The sequence below is a fragment of the Ellagibacter isourolithinifaciens genome, assembly GCF_008831035.1.
Lineage (GTDB): Bacteria > Actinomycetota > Coriobacteriia > Coriobacteriales > Eggerthellaceae > Ellagibacter > Ellagibacter isourolithinifaciens.
Genome location: NZ_WAJR01000029.1, coordinates 1 through 21,608 on the forward strand (window position 1 = coordinate 1; position 21,608 = coordinate 21,608).

The following is a 21,608-nucleotide window of genomic DNA, read 5'->3' on the forward strand; positions in this document are numbered from 1 at the left end:
AGGTCCAACGCGCGCTTCCGCGCCGGGTCGTGCTAGAATGCGGTCATCCGCAGCGCCGATGGCGCCCCGATCCCCGTCGCACCGGCAAGGCTTCCGGTCGGCTTTTCCCGCAAAACTTAACTCGCACGCATGATATATATCACTTGCTATCATTGTTATATGATGATATCATGCCTATCAGTGATAGATAATCGAATGCAGGGGTATTGCCCTCAAGGGAAAGGAGCCCGATTATGGGACAAGTTAACTTCCGCACGAGCGACGAGGTGCAGGAGCGCTGGACGGAGCTGAAGGACAAGGTTGACCTCAAAAACGACGAACTGTTCGCAGCGATGCTCTCCGCATACGAAGAGTCGCGAGGCATGGCGGCCGGAAACCATGCCTCCGAGCTGGCAGAGATTCAAGAGACGCTGACCACGGCCGTGTCGCAGATGGTGGCACTGCTAGGAAAGGATGAAGCGCGCCGTAAGGCGTCAATCCTTGCCGCCGAGACTGAGCGCGATGCTCTCGCGAGGAAGCTCGCCGCCGAGACCAAGCGCGCCGACGAGCTTCAGCGGAAACTCGACAAGATGACGAGCGAGCACGACGAACTCGCGGCGAAGGCTGCCCAAACGAACGCAGTCGCCGACTTGATAGACGAGGTAAGCAATCTCAAGCAGACGATGACAGACACATACAAGGAGATGCAGGAACAGGCGATGGCCGACGCGCTAAAGGAGATCAAGGAGATGCAGGAACAGGCGATGGCCGAGGCGTGGGAGGCGGTGCAGAACCATGCGCTCCAGGAGTTCCAGAAGCAGGAGCAGGCCGAGGCGTGGGAGGCGGTGCAGAACCATGCGCTCCAGGAGTTCCAGAAGCAGGAGCAGGCCGAGGCGTGGGAGGCGGTGCAGAAGTTCCAAGAGCAGGAGATGGCCGACGCGTGGAAGGCACAGGGGCAGGCGGCGACTGACGCATGCAACGCGCAAAAAGAGATGCAGAACGAACCTTCAACGGACGCTGATCTCTAGACGAAAAGCCCATCCCCACCACGCCGCAGCCCCTAGCGTTTTGACCGCAGCCGCAACGCGACCAAAACGCCGCGGGCGGCGCGGAAGATAGCCTTGCTCACCGCGCGGAACTAAGCCTCTCGCGACTTTCCCCTACTCCCAAGGGGTGGTTGCGCTAGAGTAGGCGGGAACAACAAGAGCGTCCGAAAGAAGCACCACCGTGAACAAGGACATGACGATCCTCTACCGCGTGCACCATGGGCTGTACGTGAACCTGACCAACCGCTGCTCATGTGCGTGCACCTTCTGCGTGCGCGGGCTTTCCGACAGCGTCGGCGAGGCGGAGAGCCTCTGGCTTTCCCGCGAGCCGACCTACGAGGAAGTGATTGCAGCGTTCGGGGGGTTTGACATGGGCCAGTTCACCGAAGTCGTGTTCTGCGGCTTCGGTGAGCCAACCGAAGCGTGGGATACACTCACGCGCGTCGCACGTTACGTGAAGGAGACGTTTGGGCTGCCCACGCGCGTGAACACCAACGGCCTAGGGTCGCTCATCTGCGGACGGGACATCGCGCCGGAGTTCGAGGGGATCATCGACACGGTATCCATCAGCCTGAACACTCCCAATGCGAAAACGTACCAGGAAATCGTGCACAGCTCGTTCGGCGAGAAGTCGTTCGACGCCGTGATAGATTTCGCGCGCGAGGTCAAGCGCTATGTGCCCAACGTGGTCATGACCACCGTCGAGACCACCATCTCGCACGAAGACGAGGAGAAGTGCCGCGCCATCTGTGAGAAGCTCGGCGTGCGCTACCGTATCCGCGCCTGGGCAGGGTAGCGCGCTTCGAAAGCGCGCCCAAGACGCGCATCGAACACACCAGCCGCCCCACCCGCAAGCCGAGCAGCCGACCAACCCCAAAGCCTTCACACCCCTGGCTCTCACACCCCCTGGCCCCGCCGACCTCGCAACCTCACCCGTACGCCTCCACCCACCATCGCACGACGGGCGGCTTGCCGAGCGTCGCATCGAATACGTGTCGCTCGAGGAAAAGATTGGTCACATGGCTCCCGACGCGCACCCGATAACGCGCGGTCGACACGCCGCGATACGCAGGGCCAAAACTCCCCCGGTCGAGCACTTCGGTAATCGGAAACGCCCTTCCATCAGGCCACATGACGATAAGAGGATCGAATCTCCCCTCGTCGGTAAGGCGCATGAACACATCGACGTAGCGCTTGTGCGCCCGCCGTCGCCGCCCTTCCCCATCTTTCACCCAATCCTCTTGCATAGTCTGTTATTATCGAACATGGGTTCGAAATTTAACAGCGAACAGACTATGGAGATTGAAGGAGGCGCCTTGGACGGCAGTTCGAAGAGCGAGGAAAGAACCTATTTGTGCATCGACTTGAAGTCGTTCTACGCATCGGTCGAATGCGCCGACCGCGGGCTTGACCCCTTCATCACAAACCTCGTGGTGGCCGACCCCACCCGCAGCGCCAACACCATCTGCCTTGCCATCACGCCCGCCTTGAAGGCACGGGGTGTGAAGAACCGCTGCCGCCTCGGCGACATTCCCAACGGCATCGAGTTCACCTGCGCCATGCCGCGCATGAGCCGCTACATGGAGGTGTCCGCCAACATCGTAGGCGCCTATCAACGCTACGTTTCCCCCGATGACATGCACGTATACTCAATCGACGAGGCGTTTATCGACGCAACGCCATACCTGAAGCTCTACGGCATGGACGCGAAATCATTCGCAAGGACGCTTATGGATGCGGCCTTCGAGTGCGCCGGCGTCACAGCCACGGCGGGCATCGGCCCGAACCTCCTCATGGCGAAGGTGGCGCTCGACGTGTGCGCCAAGCACGCCCCCGACGGCATCGGCGTGCTCGACGACGACTCGTGGAAGCGCGAGATCTGGTTTCACCGCCCCATCACCGACATCTGGGGGATCGGCCCCGGCATCGCACGACGACTCGAGCGGCGCGGCGTTTTCGACCTTGCGGGCATATGCACCCTGCCGCAAAAATCGATCGTGAAGGAGTTCGGCAAGAACGGGCTGCTCCTGCTCGATCACGCATGGGGGCAGGAACCTTGCACGATTTCCCAGGCCAGGAACTACAAACGACACGGGCGCTCCATCTCGAACGGGCAAGTGCTCATGCGCGACTACCAATTCAGCGAAGCGCAAACGCTCATCCGCGAGATGGCGCTCGCGTCGTGTCTGGAGCTCACCGAGAAGGGGCTCGCCGCAACGGGCGTCGGCCTCTACGTTGGCTATTCGGCGTCGAACTTCAGCCATCACGCGTGGGGCGGCGGACGGGCGCCTTTCATGGGTGCGGGCGGCAGCGCGAAGCTTCCGCAGCCGACCGACTCTGCATCGCAGGTGACAAGCGCGCTGCTCGCGCTCTATGAGGAGCACGTCAGCCCCCCGCTCGCCATAAGGCGCGTGAACATCTCGCTCGAAGATCTCGTCGAGAAGGACAGCGTGCAGCCATCTCTCTTTGGTGAACAGGGAAAAGAAGCCAGAGAAGCCGCCCTCGCCCAGACCATGGTGGCCGTGCGGGAGCGGTTTGGAAAGAACGCGGTACTCGCGGGCACGAGCCTACTTCCCGAGGCCAACGCGCGGGAGCGAAACCTGCAGATTGGAGGCCATCGCGCATGATGAGAGTGACTTCGAGCGACGAGCGTCGGGCAGAGAGCTGGGCGGCAAGCGGGTCGACAAGTCGGGACGAGAACAGGACGTCAGGCCGAGCGACGCGCGAGTCGGCGATAAGAGCGACAAGCCAGGCGGCGTGCAGGGCGGCAAGACGGGCGGCGAACGAGACAGCAATCCAGACGTCGGGAATTCCCTCACCCGATATCTGGGCCGGCATATCTGCCGATGAGCGCGCCTATCGTAAACGCGTACTCGATGACATCGCACGAAGGGTAGCCGAGGAGGGCGTCCACACTGCCGTCCCCGGCGACGATCGAGGCAGACAGTTCATGCCATTCGCCGCGCTCAAAGGCTACGACGACATCCTAAGGGACTCCCAGGAACCCGCGAGATAGTGTCGCGCTGCACATACACTCGCCAGCCCGCGCCAATTCGCGAGCGCAAGCGCGCCAGCCTGCGCCATGCAGCTCGGCGATTTCGAGACACCGAGCTCGCCACCTCGCTTGCAGCAACCTCGTAGCGGCTCCCCGTCGAACTCTCGCTGACACACGCCATGCGCAAGCTGGCGTGGGGCGTAGTCTTCGCGCCAACGCCCCACGCCAGCAATGCCAACCCACTATTTGATTTTTCTGCAGGTAAGCTGATTTTCGCAGGGGCACAGTGGCGCGCGAGTATAATGGGGCGGTTAGAGCCAACGCGCGCGGTTCGCGCTCTGCGGCCGTGTGTGCAAAGTATAGTGGGAGGAACTGGCAAAGATGGCAATCTCTACCGCCGATTTCAAGAACGGCATGTGCATCGAGTACAACAACAAGCTTTGGACGATCGCTGAATTCCAGCACGTGAAGCCGGGCAAGGGCGGCGCGTTCGTGCGCACCAAGCTTCGCGACATCAAGACCGGCCGCGTGGTCGACTACACCTTCAACTCCGGCACGAAGTTCGACTCCGTCCGCCTGGAGACCAAGAAGATGCAGTACCTCTACAACGACGGTGCCGACTTCAACTTCATGGACCCCGTAACCTTCGAGCAGATGCCCATCTCCGCGGAGACCGTGGGCGATCAGGCCAAGTGGCTCAAGGAAAATGACGAGGTCAGCCTGCTGTACGCTGGTGAGGAGCTCATCTCCATCGAGCCTCAGATGTTCGTCGAGCTCGAAGTGACCGAGACCGAGCCGGGCTTCAAGGGCGACACGGTGCAGGGTTCCACCAAGCCCGCAACGCTCGAGACCGGCGCCACCATCCAGGTCCCGATGTTCGTGAACATCGGCGACGTCCTGCAGGTGGACACCCGCGACGGCCGCTTCATCAAGCGCATGTAGCTTAAAGCAAGCGAACGTATTTTCCAGAAAGCCCGGCAGCTTGAACGCTGTCGGGCTTTCTTGTTATGTGGCGGCTGTGGTAACGGCGCGTGTGCCAAAGACGCGCGGCAGAATCAGCCTTACAGCACAATCATCTCATGCGTTGATTGGGTGAACACCTCGTAGCCGTTTTCGGTGATCACGCCGAAATCTTCCAGACGCATGCCGAAGTCGCCTGCCAGATAGACACCAGGCTCCACCGTGACGACGTTGCCGGGCGCGAGCGGCGCGCCGTTGCGAGGCGAAAGCAGCGGCTCCTCGTGGATGTCAATCCCGACACCATGCCCCAAGCTGTGGCCCATCTTGCCCGCGAAGCCGTGCTCGGCAAGCACGTGCTCGGCAAGTTCGTGCGCTTCCTTACCCGTCATCCCCGGACGAAGCACAGCCTCCACCTGCTCATTTGCATCGCGGATCGCCGCATAGCCCGCGCGAAGGCGCTCCGACGGCTCGCCGAGGAACACCGTGCGCGTCATGTCGGAGCAATACCCCTGCGCTCGTGCGCCGAAGTCCATGACGACGCACTGCCCCGCTTCGAGCTTCGTAGCACCTGGGACAGAATGGGGACTTGCACCGTTCGCGCCACACGCCACGATCGAGGGGAACGCCAAACCCTCGGCCCCATGGCGAACCATGAAGTCTTCCAGCTCAATCTGCACCTCGCGCTCGGTCATACCAGGCTTCATGAAGGTGATGATATGGGAAAACGCCGCGTCGGTAATAGCTTGCGCCGCCTTCATTCGAGCAATCTCGTCCGCATCCTTCACACCTCGAAGACCCACGATGAAGTTCGACGTCTCGCGCAGCTGCACATCGGGAAGCGATTCGGAGAAAGCGCGCTCGAGCGAGCGAAAGCCCGAAAGCGCGATCGAGTCCTCGACACCGAGCGAGCACGACTTGCCTCCTGCAAGTTCGCACGCACCACCGAGCGCGACCGCTGCGAACTTCGCATGCGAAACACGCTCGTCGCTCACCTCCACCACACCGCCATGAATGCCCGCCGCTTTCTTGCAAGCTTCGGAATAGCGCGAGTCAGTGTGCAGCATCGCACCGTCGGGCATGACAAGCATCGCATGCGCGCCCTCCTCGTCGAACACGCCGTCGAAAGCCGAAAGCCACTGGACGTTCGATGTCTCGCGTACGAAAAACGCGTCGATCTCCGCGTCGGCACATGCCTCACGAAGCTTGTTTATCCTGTTCAAGCTTATGTTTTCCATAGTGCGAAGCCTCCAATGGAAAGGGACGCCCGCAAAGGCGCCCTTTATCGTTCGTTCCTTATTTTAATGGCGCGGCGATAACCTCACCCGTAGGATAGCGCTCTTCGAACCCTTCCCCAAGCCGCTCGCGCGGACCCTCAAGCAGGATATCGATGGCGTCGCAATAGCCTTTGAACCCACGTCCCTTTACCTGCGCCACGCACGCCGGCGCGATAACCGAGATATGGCGAAACGCCTCGCGCGCATCCACATTGGAGATATGCACCTCGACGCACGGCGTGTCGATGCCGCCCACCGCGTCGCGCAAGGCATAGGAATAGTGCGTGTGGGCACCAGGGTTGTAGACGATACCGTCGTAGGTCGTATGCGCCTCGTGGATCTTGTCGATGAGGCAGCCCTCATGGTTCGATTGATAGCACTCTACGGAAACGCCTTTGGAAGCACCGTAATCGACCACAAGTTTTTCGAGGTCAGCAAGCGTATTGCTGCCATATACCGCAGGCTCGCGAACACCCAGCATATCCAAGTTCGGCCCATTCACCAGAAGAATCTTCATGCTCTGCTTCCTTTTGTCCTTTTCCTGAAGGGGAAGACGACGTTGCCGCCCGTCCGCTCCATTCCTTGCGTTGCGAGTTGATTGCGGTCCCTTCAGTCGCTCGGCAGTCCTGCTCGCGCAAACAGCCCACTGGGCTGTTTGGCTCGTGCGGAACTCGCTTTGTGAAGGAACCGCAATCAACTTCTCGAGCCCGAAGGCAAACCAACAGTCATATCCCGAAGATCCACGAAAGGCACCTGACGACCCCCTCCGACCCCGACGAGCGGAAGGCGTGCGGCGGCGCTCACCAAGCGAGTTCCGCAGCGCAGCGAGGACTGTCTGAGCGACTGAGCGTTGCCGCGCGCCTTCCGCGGACTCACAGGTCAAACGCCTTCCGCGGAACCGCAAGCTACTTGCTCCGCGCCCACGCAGCGAGATGCTCGAGGATCACGTCGTCTTCCACTTCCCTCAACTCCCATTGCCCGATGTCGAGCGGCAGCACAAACTTCACCACGCCGCCGCGCACCTTCTTGTCGCGCTTCATCACGGCAAGCATGTCCTCAGGCGCCGCCGACCAAGAAAGCGCGGGAAGCCCCAGCTCATCGAGGAGATTATCCTGTGCACGCACCACATCAATCGAGGTTCCCGCAATCGCCGCGCCCAAACGTGCCGCAAAGCGCATGCCTTCCGCAACCGCCGCACCATGGGAATACGTGCCGTAGCCAGCAAGCGACTCCACCGCATGCCCCAGCGTGTGACCATAGTTCAGGCACTCGCGCACGCCGCGGCTTTCTGTCTTGTCCTGCGCAACGACGTCGGCTTTGAACACGACGGAGCGCGCGATGGCCTCGGCGGTCACATCGTGATCGCGCGACGCGAGCGCGGAGGCGTTGTCGCTCAGCCAGAAGAAGAACTCGTCGGAGTCGATCACCGACGACTTCGCGATTTCCCCGCAGCCGCATGCCCATTCGCGAGAGGGCAACGTGGAGAGCACCTTGGTCGAAGCGCACACGTAGGCGGGCTGCGTGAAGGTGCCTACGAGGTTCTTACCTGCGGAAAGGTTCACGCCCGTCTTGCCGCCGACCGAGGAATCGACCATGGCGAGCAGCGATGTGGGCGCCTGCACCACAGTGATACCGCGCATGAAGGTAGACGCGGTGAATCCGGCGAGATCGCCCACTACCCCGCCGCCAAGCGCTACAACAGCGCAGTCGCGGCCGAGCTTCAAGCCCGCCATCGCTTCCCAAATCTCGCTCGCGACCTCCACAGACTTCGTTTTCTCCCCCGCGGGGACGACAATTTCGCTCACGCGGTAGTCCGCTGCGCGAAGCGACGCCTTCGCCTCCTCGAGATACAGCGGAGCCACGTTGGTGTCGGATAGAACCAGGATACGCGGCGCGTTTTCCGTCGCATCGACGCGGCGCAGGTAGTTCCCCAGCCCATCGAGCACATCGGCGCCAATGCGCACATCGTAGGGTCGCTCATCGGGGATGTTCACGATCACTTTCGTCGCTGGCACAATACGCCTTCTTTCTCGAGTGCGCGCTGGACCTCGCGCGCGATTCGCGGGACGCTCTTGCCCGCCGTGTCGATTTCCACATCTGCCACACCCGAATACAGCGGGGCCCGCTCCAGACAGCGTTTGCGCGCGGCGTCGATATCCTGGAACAACGGGCGGCTCGACTTGTCGGAGATGCGGCTCGCGGCTTCGTGCACCGTCACCTGAAGGTGCACGACGAACCCCGATTCGGCAAGAATCTCGCGGTTTTCTTCGCGCAGGACGACACCGCCCCCGCACGAGATGACGAGCGGCTCCTCCTTCGAGGAAAGCTCGCGCAGGACATCGGTCTCGATGGCGCGGAAAGCATCCTCGCCGCCTTCCGCGAAGATTTCCTTCACGCGCTTGCCCTCGCGGCGCTCAAGATAGGTGTCCATGTCGACCGACGAGATACCGCAAGTGCGCGCAAGGCGACGTGCCACGCTCGTTTTCCCCGCGCCCATGAAGCCCACGAAGAATACGGGGCAGGCGAGTTGCATGGGTTCCGCCGTCATCGGGACATCGTCCTCAGGCGCGCCTTGTACGACTTGAGGTTCGCTTTGATGTCCGACATGCAGGAGCTGCCAAACATCTCCTGGTATGCGTTGACCAGCACAAACGCCACCTCGCCTTCCGCAACCACAGCGGCGGCGGGCACAGCGCACACGTCGGAGCGCTCCTTGGATGCGTCGGCAACCTCCAGCGTATCCATGTTCACCGTGGCAAGCGGGCGCATGAGCGTGGGAATGGGCTTCATCGCGACGGTCGCCACAAGCGGCAGCCCCGTCGTCATGCCGCCCTCGAGGCCGCCTGCGTTGTTCGATGTGCGCGTGAAGCAATCGCGCTCGCGGTCGAGCACGATGGGGTCGTGCACCTCGCTCCCCAAGCGGCGAGCAACCTCGAATCCCATCCCGAACTCGACGCCCTTCATCGCCTGGATGGAAAAGAGCGCCTGGCCCAAGCGTGCCGTCAAGCGATCGTCCGCCGTCGCATAGCCGCCAAGCCCGGGAACAAGGCCCGTCGCCACGACGCGGAATGTGCCGCCAATCGTGTCGCGCTCGGCCTTCGCGCGCTCGATTTCCGCAATCATCGCGCGAGTCGCCTGCGCGTTCGGACAGCGGACCTCGCTCGTCTCGATGTCGAGCGGCGTGTAGTTCACGCAGTTGACGAAGGGGCTTTCCTCGCGAAACTCGGCTTCGCCGATGCGATTCACATACGAGAACACCTCGACGCCCAGATCAGCAAGGAATTCGCGCGCGATACCGGCCGCCGCCACGCGAGCGGCGGTCGAGCGGGCACTCGAGCGCTCGAGAATGTTGCGGCAATCGTCGGTGTTCGTCTTCAGGGCACCCACCAGATCGGCATGCCCCGGCCGCGGCGTCACTTCGCGCACCAGCCCCTCAGGCTCCTCCCCGAATACGGCCATGCGGTCCGTCCAGTTCTCCCAATCGCGATTGCGGACCGTAAGCGTCACCGGCGAGCCAATGGTCTTCCCGAAACGGATGCCCGACGTAACCTGCACGGTGTCACGCTCGATGGACTGCCTGCCGCCGCGCCCGTAGCCCGATTGGCGGCGAGCCAGGTCGGAGTTGATCTGGGATTCGGAGACCCGTAGGCCCGCAGGCACGTCCTCGACGATGGCGGTAAGGCATGGGCCGTGGCTTTCCCCGGCAAAGACGTAACGCATAGAGAATCGCTTTCCTATCGAGTTCGTATAGTTTCTGGCACATTGTAGCGCATGGGAACACGAGCACCCTGTTCAGGCGCATACGTGCAGGATGATTCCAATATGGGGAGCGCGAGCGGCCTTTTGCATGCGCAATCCAGCGCGAGCGTATCCGACGAGGCTTCGCGCCAGCGCACTGCATGCCGCGGGTCCGTCCTCCGCGCGAGCAGCCCGCTTCTATTTCACGCCAAGTTGCTGGGCGAGCTTGCTCGTTGCCCCCGTGATCTCGCTCGCGTCGCCGCCCGCCTCGATGGTCTGCATCATCGACGCAAGGGCGTTTTCGTCGCAGAACACATACGATGCGCTCTTGTACATACCGGTGATTGACGGAACCATGCACGATGTCATCGAAAGCTCGCCGCCATCTTGAAACTGGGTAGCCAGACTGTACAGATCGGTAACGGACATGTCAGTGGTGATGCTGCCCGCGGCCGTCTGCACAATGCCCGGAAGCTTCGCCAGCGGCATCGAGAGAATCTTCTCCGCAAGCGCCGCGATGAGCTTGCGCTGGTTCGCCGTGCGCGTGAAGTCTCCATCAGCGTAGGCACGGCTGCGCGCGAACACGAGAGCGGTCTCTCCGTCCATATGCTGTTCGCCGGCCTCGATGATGATCTTCTTCTGGCCGATGACCGACCCATCGGCATCGGGGTCGTTGATGCGCTGGTCAACCGTCACATCGACCCCGCCCACCGTGTCGACAAGGCCAATCAGACTGTCGAAATCGACCTCGGCGTAATGCGAGATGTTCACACCGAGAAGCTCGCTCGCCTCCTTGATGGCAAGTGCAGCTCCGCCGTAGGAATACGCGGCGTTGAACTTGCAGTAGCCGTAACCGTCGATGTTGATCATCGTGTCGCGGGGAATCGAAACGAGTGTCGCGGAATTGGTCGTCGGGTCTACGCGCACGACGATGTTCGTGTCGGAGCGGGCGCCCATGGACTCGTCGTCCGCACGGGCGTCCGAGCCGATGAGCATCATGTAGAAGGGCTCGTCGAAGCTCGTCGTCTTAACGAGCACGTCATTAATCTCGTCGAGCTCGGTCGCGCTTTTCTGCCCCTTGGTGAGCGTATCGTTCACGCTGTTCACCCACAGGGCGGCCGCCGTACCCGCCCCAACGAACACCACGAGCACGGCAAGAACGACCGCAATCGCGATCTTCTTCCCGTGCGAGCCCTTTCGATTCTTCTTTTGATAGTTAGGATTCGAACGGGAGTATTGCGAGGTGGACGAGGGGTTGCCTCGCTGTGAACCAGCGGGTTTGACGGCAGAGTACGCCCCTTGCGGGAAACTTTGGGGCTCGCCGTGCGCCCGAGACCCGCCGTGCGCCGCCTTCGCGCTGCGAGCCCGACCTTCACCGTGCGCCGCTTTCGCGCTGCGCGCCCCGTTTGCCTGGCTCGCGCCGTTTGTCGACTTCGACGTACGCGGCGTCTTTCCCTGGGGGCTGGGCCCTCGATAGTGCTGCGGCATTTCTTCTCCTTACATCCAGTCCCCAGATTTAATCTTCTATACGTTGAAGCCGGCGGCGTTCGCCATAATCTCGAACAGCTCGTCGAACGAGAGCTCGCAATCGATGCCCGACACGTCGCACACGGCCTGCACGGTAGCGACCGCCTGCGCGACAAGCATTCCGCCACCGTCCGCAAACGTGCACCCCGCAGCCTTGGCACCCGCCGCGAAGGCGGTTTCCCCATGCGCGTAGACGACGTCGAAGGCGCGCTGGCCCTCGTGGAAAAGCGATACGTCGAACGGCGCCGGATCGCCCTCGCACATCCCGAGCGGCGTCGCATTGATGACGAGGTCGGCTGCGGCGATAGCCTGGGTCGACGTGGTGTAGCTGCCGAACTTGAACGCGGTCTCATCGTAGGCGGTGAGGAAGCTTCGGTGCCCGTCGACGGCGGCCTGCAAGTCGACCGTCGCATGAGCGAGCGTGCCGAACTCATCCACATACCGGTCGAGAACCTCGCGTGCACGCTCCTTGTCGCGCGAGAGCAAAAGCACCTCGGAAGCGCCCGCGATTGCCGCGGCGTGGAGAATGGCGAGCGCCGTGGGCCCCGTGCCGCAAATGGCGACCTTCGCGCCGTCGAAGGAGAAGCCCGTCCGCTCGAGATACCCCACGCAGCCCCGACCGTCGGTGTTGAAGGCGATGAGCGCGTCACCCTTCTTCACGAGGATGTTCGCACCGTGTGCAAGCTTCGCCGATGCCGCTCGCGCCGTGGCAGCCGCAAGCGCCTCGGGCTTGTACGGTGTCGTGATGTTTATGGAGAGGAAGTCGCGCGCCGCGAGAAACGCTTTCGCCTCGGCAGGCGTCTCGCAATCCATCAGGCGATACTCCCATGGGAAGCCAAGCTTCCCATAAACCGCGTTGTACATCACGGGCGACTTCGAGTGAGCCACCGGATGTCCGAGCACATAGAGCTTCTGCGGGATGTTGCGAACGTCGTTTTCCATAGCTAGATGCGCACCTCTTCTCCCCGCTCGCATGCGACGGGGGCCTCTGGCTGAGCATCGCCCATAAGCACTCGCTCGAAGTGGCGCAGGAACAGCGTATGAGGCAGATCCTGCTCAACGAGCGGCTGAATAAGGTACGCCTTGATTCCCACCGTATGGGCACCGAGCACGTCGGTCATAAGCTGGTCGCCGATTGCGACCGTGTTCTTGCGCTTCGCCCCGATCTTGCGCATCGCGGTGAAATACGCGGGAGGGCACGGCTTCATCGCCTTGGCAACGATGGGAAGCCCCACCTCGTCAGCGAAGTCGTACACCACCTTGTGCCAGTTGTTGGACAGCAAACAGATCGTCACACCCGCCTCGCGCGCGCAGCCGAGCCACACGCGAGCATCGCGCGGAATCACCTGCGTGTCGCGGGGGACGAAGGTGTTATCGATGTCGAGCAGCACATTTTCAAACCCGCATCCAAGGATGTCCTTCTCGATAGAGATCTGGGAAAGACGGGAGAAATATCGATCGGGTTTGAAATATGCCATGGACTTCCTTTGCGTGAACTGCCGCAACAGCGCCTACGAGTGAGCGGCGACGGTCGCCTGGTGCTCGTCGTAGGTCTTGTCGAAGAAATAGTCAATCGTGCCCTGGTCGTTCGGCCAGAACGAGAAGAAGTAGTAGTCGTCGAAATCGGGCGCCGGATTGCATGCCGCCTGAAGACTACCAATGCTCGGGGAGCAGATGGGCGTCGGGGGCAGACCGGCATGGCGGCGCGTGTTGTAGGCGCTGTCTGTGGTCCAATCGTAGTTGTCGGGATCGCCGCCGATCTCGTAGGCGGTCGTGGCGTCCGAGCCCAGAAGGCCGTACGTCGGCGCACCGGTGTTCAGCAAACGGTTGTAGAAGACCGCCGACACCTTCGCACGGATATCGGCGTCGTCGCTCGCTTCCTTCTCGATAATTGAAGCGAGGATGAGCGTCTGGTACGAGTTGAAGTTCTTGCTGGTGGGGTACGAATAATCGAGCGTCGCCACCTCGGTCTGGTACTGCGAGAGCATCGCTCGGATAAGCGAGTCAGCAGTATCGGTTGAGCTCACCGCATATGTTTTCGGGAAGAGGAAGCCCTCGAGCGAGTTCGTGCCCGCATCCTTCAGGAAGGGGAAGTCGCTCGCGTACACGCTCGCATTGGATGCCTGCGCCTTGAAGTCGTCGGCAGAGATGCGTCCATTCGTGGCATCGCTTACGCGACCAGCGATATTCGCCAAGGTAAGGCCTTCGGGGATGGTGACGGAAGGACCCGTCAAGCCAGGGCCCGCGGAGAGCGTCTTCGCGAGGTCCTCAAGCGACATGCCACCTGTCAGCGTGTACGTGCCCGGTTGCAGTGAACCATCGAGGCCGAGGTCGGAGACTTTCTTCGTGAAGTCGCCCGCAGACGAGACAAGGCCCGCCTGTTGTAGCGATTGCGCAATGGAAGACGTCGACTCGCCATCGGCGACCTCGACGGTGACCTGCTGGCCGTCGGCGGCGAGATTGCCAGACGTGCAACCGCGAACAAGCGTGGACACACCGAGGATGAGAAGCAGAGCAACGACAACGATGACCGCGACGAAGGCGATCATCGGCCCCTTCGAACGCTTCGGTTGCAGCGCGCTCGTGTCGTAGGTACGAAACTGGCGATCGCCCATGGAATGCGCAACGCGCGCCCGATGATTTGGACGCGAAGAATAGGTGATTTGGCGTTTGAATGGAGCCATCGGTTACCTTTCGAGATTGCGAGCAGCCCGTTCGTCGAGCCATGCCTGCAGAAACAGACTTGCCGCTATCATATCCACTTTGCCTCGCATGTCCTTCTCGCTGAGGCCCTTTTCACGCAAACTGCGCTTGGCCTCGCGCGAGCTAAGGCGCTCATCTGCGAATTCATGGGGAATGCCACAGTTTTTGGAGATGGCGTCGGCCACCTTGCGAATGCGCTTCGCCTGCGGGCCTTCCTCGCCTGCAAGCGTTTTGGGAAGCCCGCACAACAGCAGCTCGGGCTCCCAGTCCTCGAGCACGCGTTTGAACGGCTTCGCGTTGTCCGTCACTTCCCGAGCAGGAAGAACGCAAACGGGGGAAGCCACGCGCTCGCCGGGATCGCATACGGCAATCCCCACGCGGACTTCCCCGATATCGAGAGCAAGTATACGCACAGCTTAGAGCAGCATCTTCCTGGCCGACTCGAGCGCTGCGTCGATGCCGGACACGTCCTTGCCGCCCGCCTGGGCCATGGTGGGCTTTCCGCCGCCGCCACCCTTGACGCACGGGGCGATTTCCTTGATCACCGCACCGGCATTGAAGCCAGCGGCCACAGCCTCGTCGGTGCCTGCGGCCAAAAGCGTGGCCTTCCCTTCGTTGTCAGCGATGAGCACGACAGCGCCCGGCGTCTCCATGCGCGCGCGAACGACGTCCCACATGTTGCGCATCGCGCCCGGCTGGGCAATCTTCACGCGGCTGATGATGACGGGATAGCCACCCTGCGCCTGTTTAGCAGCCGAAAGAAGCATGTTCACGCCGTCGTCGGAGATGGCGGTCTTCGCGGCCTTGCGAGTCTTCTGGAATTCCTTCAGCGCCTTCATGTTGGCGGCCGTGCGCTCGGAGACGTCGAACAGCGGAACACGCAGCTCAGCAGCAGTTTCCTTCAGCTCGGCCTCGACCTTGTTCACGTACTCGAGAGCGCCGAAACTCGTCACCGCCTCGATACGGCGCAGGTTCGCGCCGACACCGGTCTCGGAGGTGATCTTCACCAGGCCGATCTCAGCGGTGTTGGCCACATGACAGCCGCCGCACAGCTCGCGGGAGAACTCGCCGCACTCGACAACGCGCACGACGTCGCCGTACTTCTCGCCGAAGAGCGCCGTCACGCCGGATTCGCGAGCAGCGTCAAGCGAGGTCTCGTAGATATTGGTGGAGACGGCGGACATGATTTCCTCATTCGCGACGCGCTCGACCTCGGCCAGCTGCTCGGGCGTGGTGGCCTCAAAGTGCGTGAAGTCGAAGCGAAGGCGGTCGGGGCCGACGTAGGAACCTGCCTGTTTCACGTGGTCGCCCAGCACACGGCGAAGTGCTGCATGCAGGATATGCGTCGCGGTGTGGTTGCGGGTGATGCGAGCGCGGCGCGCACCGTCGACCGCCGCGGTAACCTCATCGCCCACGGCGATGGTGCCGGACACGACCTTCGCTTTGTGGCACACAAGACCCTTCTCGGGCGCCTTCGTGTCAAGCACGTCGGCTTCGGCGCCAGCGCTGCGAAGCGTGCCAGTATCACCGACCTCGCCGCCCATCTCAGCGTAGAAGGTAGTCGTGTCAAGCACGATTTCGCCTTCTTCACCTGCAGAAAGCTTGTCAGCGCGCTCACCGTTAGCGATAATGGCGACCACCTTCGCCGCGCATTCCAGCTCGCTATAACCCACGAACTCCGTGGCACCGACTTCCTTCAGCACGTCGGCATGGATACCGCCGTAGGTGCTCCAAGCCGCCTCGGCGTCCTTCGTGTTGGCGGCGCGGGCGCGCTCGCGCTGCTCGTCCATGCAGCGCTCGAAGCCCTCCATATCGACCTTCACGTTGCGATCGGCGCACATCTCCTCGGTCACCTCGACGGGGAAGCCGTAGGTGTCGTGCAGGGTGAAAGCCTCCTCACCCGAAAGCGTGTCGCCTTCGAGCTTGTCGAGTGCTTCCGCGAGAAAGACCTGGCCCTGGCGCAGCGTGGCGCCGAAACGCTCCTCCTCGGAAAGGATCACGCGGCGGATGAGCTCGCGGTTTTCCACGACCTCGGGATATACCGAGCCCATGAGTTCCACGATCTCGTCGACGTAGTCGTTCAAGAACGGCCCCTCGATGCCGATCATGTGCGCCTTCTGGATGGCACGGCGGAGTAGGCGGCGCAGCACGTAGCCACGGCCCTCGTTGGAGGGCAGGATGCCGTCAGCGATCATGAACGTGACCGAGCGGCTGTGATCGGCGATGATGCGCAGCGACTTGTCGACTTCCGCGTCCTGCTTGTAGGTCTTGCCCGAAAGGCGCTCGCCCACACCGACGAGACTTCGGAGCACGTCGGTATCGTAGTTGTTGGTAACGCCCTGCATGATGGCGGCGATGCGCTCGAGGCCCATTCCTGTATCGATGTTCTTGGTGAGCAACGGTGCGAGCGTGCCGTCTTCCTGTCCGTCGAACTGGGTGAACACGCAGTTCCAGAACTCGAGGTAGCGGTCGCAATCGCAGCCGGGCTTGCAGTCGGGGCTGCCGCAGCCGACTTCGGGACCCTGGTCGAAGTAAATCTCGGAGCAGGGGCCGCAGGGGCCGGTGGGACCGGCGCGCCAGAAGTTATCGTCTTCGCCGAGGCGCGAGATATGGTCCTCGGGAACGCCGAGCGACTTCCAGATCTCGATCGTCTCGTCGTCGTCCTCGAACACCGTGAAGTAGAGCTTTTCCGCCGGCAGGCCGAGCACCTCGGTGGAGAACTCGAAGGCCCAGGCGCACATCTCGTTCTTGAAGTACTTGCCGAAGCTAAAGTTGCCCATCATCTCGAAGAACGACAGGTGACGCGCGTCACCGATGTTGTCGATGTCGTTGGTACGCACGCACTTCTGCGCGGTCGTGGTGCCGATGTAGGCCGGGTCGAGCTCCTTCTGGTGAAGGAAGTAGGGCTTGAACTGCACCATACCGGCGCTCGTCAAAAGCAGCGACGGATCGTCGGGGATGAGCGAGGAGGACGGCATGCGTTTGCATCCTTTCCCCTCGAAGAAAGCGAGGTACTTCTCGCGGATTTCTGCGGTGGTCATGTACTTCATGGTGGTTGTTCTTCCCTTATCACTCAAGAACGCCCCGCAGGAATGCGAAAGCGTTCGTTTCCACGTTGTCAACGGCGCGAAGCGCCGCTATTTCTTTTCTTCCTTTCCGCGCAGGCGCTCCCTGATTTTGCGCCTGTTCTCGGCATTTTCGGCGCGTTTCTTCTCGGCGCGCTCGAATTCCGCCGATCCATCGGGGTGCGGGGACGTAGCATCGGCGATAGGATTCGGTGCGTCGCCGTCTTCGCTCGACGAGGGAGTGCCCAAGAAGAACACGCCGTCCTTCGAGACGAGGCGTCGACCCGTTCGCTTCTCGAAATAATACACGAAAACGGATTTCGCGACGGCAACAGCGGGAATAGATGCCAGCATGCCCACAAGCGAGCCGGGAAGTCCGCCCATCGCACCGCCGAGCGCCGAGCCCGCCATGAGGGCGATGAGCGTGAGCGCCGGGTGGATGTCGACCGAGTCGGACATGATCTTCGGCGAGATGAACGTGTAGACGAACTGCTGGATCACGATGGTACCGAGAATGGCGATGACAGCGACGAGCGGGCTTACGAAGATGCCGACGATCGCAGCAAGACCGCCGCCCAGCCAGGGACCGATGATCGGGATGATGTTTAAGATGCCCGTGATGCCGCCCAAGGCCATCGAGTTGGGAATGCCAAGCACGGCAAAGAGGATTCCACAGGCCACGCCAATGATCGCGCACTGCAGAAGCGTTCCCTTGATGTAGCCGCCCATCACGCGCGTGAACGTGATGTGGAGCATCTCGAGGTCCTCGGCGTGCGCGTCGCCCACAAGGCGCTTGCATTCGCGCCCGAGCTGAGGCAGTTGCATGAGGATCCAGAAGGCGACCACGAGGGCGAAGCCGATGGCCATAAACGCGTTGGCGAGCCCTGTGCCGAACGCGATGGCGCCCGAGGCGCTGTTCTTCGCGAAGTCGCCCGCCCACTCCATGGCGGAGGCCTGCACGTCGGAGACGAACGCACGGACCGACTCGTCCTCGAGCATGTAGGCGTAGCGCGCGTACATGTCATTCGCCCAATCGGAGATGCCCTGCACATAGACAGGGACGTTCTCGATCAAGTTCGCGAACTGGGTGTTCATGCCGACGCCAGGCGAGAACAAAAGGAATGCCACGAGCGCCAGCACCGCGAACATAATCACGTAGCCGATAGCCGTGCCCACCGTTCGATTGATGCCGATCTCCTCGAGCTTGTTCACCGTGCCGCGCAGGACGAACACGATGATGGTCGTCCAGATGACGATGGCGACAGGCACCGAGAGAATGTTCAATAGCTGCACAACGACCCAGGTGAGCGCGATGGCACCCACGATAGTCCAAACGTTTAAGAAACGCCTGCGAGCCTTGTCCGTCTTATCTGATTGCCTGTTCTGTGCCACGTCGCTCAAAGCCTATTCCTCCGAAGACGCCGTTTTCTCGGCATCGGATGAGGCGGCAGCGCCCGTTTCTGGGGCATAGGTGAAGTATTTGCCCTCGTCGGAAGAGGCGGGCTCGACTATGGGCGCGGGCTCAGGCTGCGCGGCGGTCGCGGCTGCGGGGGTTGCGGCGGTCGCGGCCACGGCGGAAGCGGAAACCTCCTCGTTAGACGCCTTGCCGGCGACTCGGCCTTTGCCGGCCGCAACTGCGGCAGCTGCGGCATCAGCGGTCGCATCGACGAAGTCGCTGACAGGATTAGGCTCATCAGGTGCGCCCTGTCCTAAGGCGACAGACTCGTCGGACGCTTTTTTCGGCGTGAATTTCCGACGGACCTTCTTGGTGACGGAGTTGACGAGCTCGAGGGGCGCATTGGCCACCGTATCGACCGCGTTCACGGCACTCGATGCCGAGCTGGTGATTTCCCCCACGTCCTCGAGAATCTGATCGAGGCGCATGACCTCCAAATTCGCGGCGTCGACCGTGAGGGACACGCGATCGACCAGGGGATCGATCTTGTCGCACACGGGTTCAAGCGATGCCGTAATTTTCTCCACGTGCTCGAGCGTGGGCTCAAGTTGCTTCTGCACGCTCGTCACCGTTTCGCGAGTCTTGCGAATCGTCATGACAAGCTCGATAACAAACCACACCAAAACGATGCCGACCAGCACATATACCACCGGCAAAGCAACGTTTATCACGCTGAAGAAATCCATCCGCGCCTCCTTCGTTTCGAAGCCTTAACTATAACACTTCACCCGTTCCATCAGGCTCTTTCTGAGGCGTTTTCACCTGCTGTTCATAGGCTTCGCCGGCGGGATTGATTCGCAAGTTCATCCGAACACTTCGATTTCGTTCTCGAACTCATCCGGACGCGTCCGATTACCGGCAAGTTGATGGATCGCCACGGCGAGAACGCAATCCTCTACATCTCGATTGCATGCAACGCGCTTGCGTCTTCCACGGTCGCAAGCGCGGTTAGATCCTCGAAAGCCAAAAAGCCTGAACGATGAATCGTTCAGACAATTCGCCGTACCCGTGCCCGTGCCGGTAGCCTGCCGCCTGGCCTGCGAGCGTCAGCGCTTTGTGCGCCGCCACAGCGCATACGAGCTCCCCAGCTCGCCATGCAGCAGCTCGATGCGGACGTCGAAGGCGTCTTCGACAGCTGCGAGTACCTCGGCCTCATGCGGCGCCCCTTGCGCCAGCAACTTTCCGGCGCGCATGACGCAGACCTCGTCGGAGTACTTGAGCGCCAGGTTGATGTCGTGGATCACCGCGACGACGGTCTTGCCGTGCTCCTCCTTGAGCGAGCGCATCAGCTCCATCACCTCGTAGCACGCCGACACGTCGAGAAACGAGGTCGGCTCGTCGAAAAGCACCACGGGCGCATCCTGCGCCAGGACCATGGCGATGAAGGCACGCTGACGCTGCCCGCCGGAGAGCTCGGCCACGGGGTACTCGGCGAGCTCTGCAAGCCCGCATGTCGCAAGCGCCCGGTCAACTACCTCGTAATCCGCTGCGTCCATCGTCGCGAACATCCCATGGTGCGGAAACCTCCCGCACTCCACAAGCCGCCGCACGCTCATGGGCGGTGCCGCGTGCTCCTGCGCCAGCAAGCTCAGCAGCCGTGCGCGCTCTTTGGAGGAAAGCGCGCTGGCATCGTGTCCCAGCACGCGGATGCTGCCCTCCCAGGGCTTGCAGATGCCGCTTGCCAGCTTGAGCAGCGACGACTTGCCGCAGCCGTTGGGGCCGATGATGCTCGTCACCTTGCCTTGCGCGAGCTCAAGGTCCAGCCTGCTGAACAAGGCGCGCTCGCCGTAGCCAAAGCTGACGTCGCTCAGCTGCACGCTAGCCATTGAGGCCTCCCTTCCCACGGCGCAAGATCAGGTAGACGAAGAACGGCCCGCCCAGCAGGGACAAGACGATGCCGACGGGGATCTCGTACGGGGCGAACATGGTGCGGGCGAGCAGGTCGCACAGGCACACCAGCAGCCCACCCAGCAACGGCGCCATCGCGAGGACGCGGCGGTTGTCGTGGCCCACCAGAGCGCGGACCGCGTGCGGGACGATGAGTCCCACGAATCCGACGAGACCCGCAATGCTCACCGCGCAACCCGCGAGCGCGGCGGCGGACACCAGTGCGGCAAGGCGCGTGCGGCGGACGTTGAGGCCCAGGGAGTGCGCCTGATGCTCGCCCAGCGAGAGCAGGTTGAGCCGCGTGCCCTGCAGCAGGCCGAGCACCAGCACCACGCAGATTGCGCAGCCGGGGACGATGACCTCGCTCAGCTTGACGCCGGACAGCCCGCCGATCAGAAAGCCCGAGGCGCCCACGTAGGCGTCCGGGTTCACGATGAGGATCGTGTTCATGCCGGCGGTGAAGATCGCCGTGAACGCCATGCCGGCGAGCACGACGGTGAGGCGCGACGAGCCCCCAAGGCCCGCCACGGCAAAGATAAGCCCCGCCACGCACAACGCGCCGAGGAAGGCCGCCACGGGAGCGAACCCAAAGGCGTTGGGGAAGGCGCACGCCGCCAGCAGCACGAAGAAACCCGAACCCGCGTTCACGCCGATGACGTTTGGGCTGGCCAGAGGGTTGTCGAGTGCCGCCTGGATGAGCGCGCCCGCCTGCGCGAGCGCGGCGCCGGCCAGAAGCGCTGCGAGCACGCGCGGCAGGCGGATGTTCCAGATGACGTTTGCCGCCGTCTGCTCGGCAGGTGCGCCAAAGGCGAGGGCGAGCACGTCGGGCAGGCCGACGGAGGTCGAGCCGATGACGATGCCGAGCACCGCCGCGCATCCCAGCAGCGCTACTGTGGCAACCATGGCCACTGCGAATCGCCCGTCCGCCTGCAAGGCGCGCCCGCACTTGCCGCATGAGTTTGCCACCTGCACCTCCTT

Annotated in this window: 21 protein-coding genes; 5 read left to right on the top strand and 16 right to left on the bottom strand. The window is 62.2% G+C overall.

Annotated elements, in window-relative coordinates; genetic code table 11:
* Positions 1–233 precede the first annotated feature (233 nt).
* Together F8C90_RS09190 and F8C90_RS09195 are read left to right on the top strand one after the other, a co-directional pair.
* On the top strand, positions 234–1,007 hold the full coding sequence (locus F8C90_RS09190; RefSeq protein ID WP_158050220.1) for a hypothetical protein: 774 nt from the start codon (positions 234–236) through the stop codon (positions 1,005–1,007).
* A gap of 199 nt (positions 1,008–1,206) precedes the next feature.
* Positions 1,207–1,821 carry a TatD family nuclease-associated radical SAM protein gene (locus F8C90_RS09195; protein ID WP_211361082.1) on the top strand — a complete coding sequence of 205 codons (615 nt, stop codon included), beginning with the start codon at positions 1,207–1,209 and terminating at the stop codon, positions 1,819–1,821.
* A gap of 133 nt (positions 1,822–1,954) precedes the next feature.
* Here the strand turns inward: F8C90_RS09195 and F8C90_RS09200 are convergent, their stop codons facing one another.
* Complete coding sequence (locus tag F8C90_RS09200; protein WP_211361083.1) at positions 1,955–2,272, bottom strand: hypothetical protein; 318 nt, start codon at positions 2,270–2,272, stop codon at positions 1,955–1,957.
* 69 nt (positions 2,273–2,341) lie between these two features.
* Between F8C90_RS09200 and F8C90_RS09205 the strand changes: the two genes are divergently transcribed.
* The 3 genes from F8C90_RS09205 (at position 2,342) to efp (ending at position 4,962) form a co-directional block, all read left to right on the top strand.
* A complete protein-coding gene (locus F8C90_RS09205; protein ID WP_246155882.1) occupies positions 2,342–3,652 on the top strand; it encodes a Y-family DNA polymerase in 1,311 nt (436 codons plus the stop codon).
* Positions 3,649–4,041, top strand: coding sequence for a hypothetical protein (locus F8C90_RS09210; protein WP_158050223.1), 393 nt, complete (start codon positions 3,649–3,651; stop codon positions 4,039–4,041). The genes F8C90_RS09205 and F8C90_RS09210 overlap by 4 nt, the downstream gene beginning before the upstream one ends.
* Before the next feature lie 360 nt (positions 4,042–4,401).
* Positions 4,402–4,962 carry an elongation factor P gene (gene efp / locus F8C90_RS09215; RefSeq protein ID WP_158050224.1) on the top strand — a complete coding sequence of 187 codons (561 nt, stop codon included), beginning with the start codon at positions 4,402–4,404 and terminating at the stop codon, positions 4,960–4,962.
* 119 nt (positions 4,963–5,081) lie between these two features.
* Here the strand turns inward: efp and F8C90_RS09220 are convergent, their stop codons facing one another.
* The 15 genes from F8C90_RS09220 to F8C90_RS09290 form a co-directional block, all read right to left on the bottom strand.
* On the bottom strand, positions 5,082–6,215 hold the full coding sequence (locus tag F8C90_RS09220; RefSeq protein WP_158050225.1) for a M24 family metallopeptidase: 1,134 nt from the start codon (positions 6,213–6,215) through the stop codon (positions 5,082–5,084).
* A 58-nt stretch (positions 6,216–6,273) separates the two neighbouring features.
* Positions 6,274–6,771: a type II 3-dehydroquinate dehydratase gene (aroQ, locus tag F8C90_RS09225; protein ID WP_158050226.1), complete on the bottom strand. Its 498-nt coding sequence runs from the start codon at positions 6,769–6,771 to the stop codon at positions 6,274–6,276.
* A gap of 388 nt (positions 6,772–7,159) precedes the next feature.
* On the bottom strand, positions 7,160–8,269 hold the full coding sequence (gene aroB, locus F8C90_RS09230) for a 3-dehydroquinate synthase (RefSeq protein WP_158050227.1): 1,110 nt from the start codon (positions 8,267–8,269) through the stop codon (positions 7,160–7,162).
* Entirely contained in the window at positions 8,251–8,802 is a 552-nt protein-coding gene (locus tag F8C90_RS09235) for a shikimate kinase (protein WP_246155883.1), read from the bottom strand. Before F8C90_RS09235 ends, aroB begins: the two co-directional genes overlap by 19 nt.
* Positions 8,799–9,974, bottom strand: coding sequence for a chorismate synthase (gene aroC, locus F8C90_RS09240; RefSeq protein ID WP_158050228.1), 1,176 nt, complete (start codon positions 9,972–9,974; stop codon positions 8,799–8,801). The genes F8C90_RS09235 and aroC overlap by 4 nt, the downstream gene beginning before the upstream one ends.
* A gap of 216 nt (positions 9,975–10,190) precedes the next feature.
* Positions 10,191–11,480, bottom strand: coding sequence for an LCP family protein (locus F8C90_RS09245; RefSeq protein WP_158050229.1), 1,290 nt, complete (start codon positions 11,478–11,480; stop codon positions 10,191–10,193).
* A gap of 36 nt (positions 11,481–11,516) precedes the next feature.
* Positions 11,517–12,461, bottom strand: a complete 945-nt coding sequence (locus F8C90_RS09250) for a shikimate dehydrogenase family protein (RefSeq protein ID WP_158050230.1) — start codon at positions 12,459–12,461, stop codon at positions 11,517–11,519.
* 2 nt (positions 12,462–12,463) lie between these two features.
* Positions 12,464–12,997, bottom strand: a complete 534-nt coding sequence (locus F8C90_RS09255) for a YqeG family HAD IIIA-type phosphatase (RefSeq protein ID WP_158050231.1) — start codon at positions 12,995–12,997, stop codon at positions 12,464–12,466.
* Between the two features lie 33 nt (positions 12,998–13,030).
* Entirely contained in the window at positions 13,031–14,203 is a 1,173-nt protein-coding gene (gene mltG, locus F8C90_RS09260) for an endolytic transglycosylase MltG (RefSeq protein WP_158050232.1), read from the bottom strand.
* A 3-nt stretch (positions 14,204–14,206) separates the two neighbouring features.
* The gene (gene ruvX, locus F8C90_RS09265; RefSeq protein WP_158050233.1) at positions 14,207–14,635 is read right to left on the bottom strand and encodes a Holliday junction resolvase RuvX; all 429 of its coding nucleotides are present in this window, start codon (positions 14,633–14,635) and stop codon (positions 14,207–14,209) included.
* Positions 14,636–14,638: 3 nt separating this feature from the next.
* Positions 14,639–17,272: an alanine--tRNA ligase gene (alaS, locus tag F8C90_RS09270; protein ID WP_158050244.1), complete on the bottom strand. Its 2,634-nt coding sequence runs from the start codon at positions 17,270–17,272 to the stop codon at positions 14,639–14,641.
* 87 nt (positions 17,273–17,359) lie between these two features.
* Complete coding sequence (locus F8C90_RS09275) at positions 17,360–18,679, bottom strand: AI-2E family transporter (protein ID WP_246155884.1); 1,320 nt, start codon at positions 18,677–18,679, stop codon at positions 17,360–17,362.
* 12 nt (positions 18,680–18,691) lie between these two features.
* The gene (locus F8C90_RS09280) at positions 18,692–19,429 is read right to left on the bottom strand and encodes a DUF948 domain-containing protein (RefSeq protein WP_158050235.1); all 738 of its coding nucleotides are present in this window, start codon (positions 19,427–19,429) and stop codon (positions 18,692–18,694) included.
* Between the two features lie 360 nt (positions 19,430–19,789).
* Positions 19,790–20,569, bottom strand: coding sequence for an ABC transporter ATP-binding protein (locus F8C90_RS09285; RefSeq protein ID WP_158050236.1), 780 nt, complete (start codon positions 20,567–20,569; stop codon positions 19,790–19,792).
* The gene (locus F8C90_RS09290) at positions 20,562–21,602 is read right to left on the bottom strand and encodes a FecCD family ABC transporter permease (RefSeq protein WP_246155885.1); all 1,041 of its coding nucleotides are present in this window, start codon (positions 21,600–21,602) and stop codon (positions 20,562–20,564) included. Before F8C90_RS09290 ends, F8C90_RS09285 begins: the two co-directional genes overlap by 8 nt.
* Between the last annotated feature and the right edge of the window lie 6 nt (positions 21,603–21,608).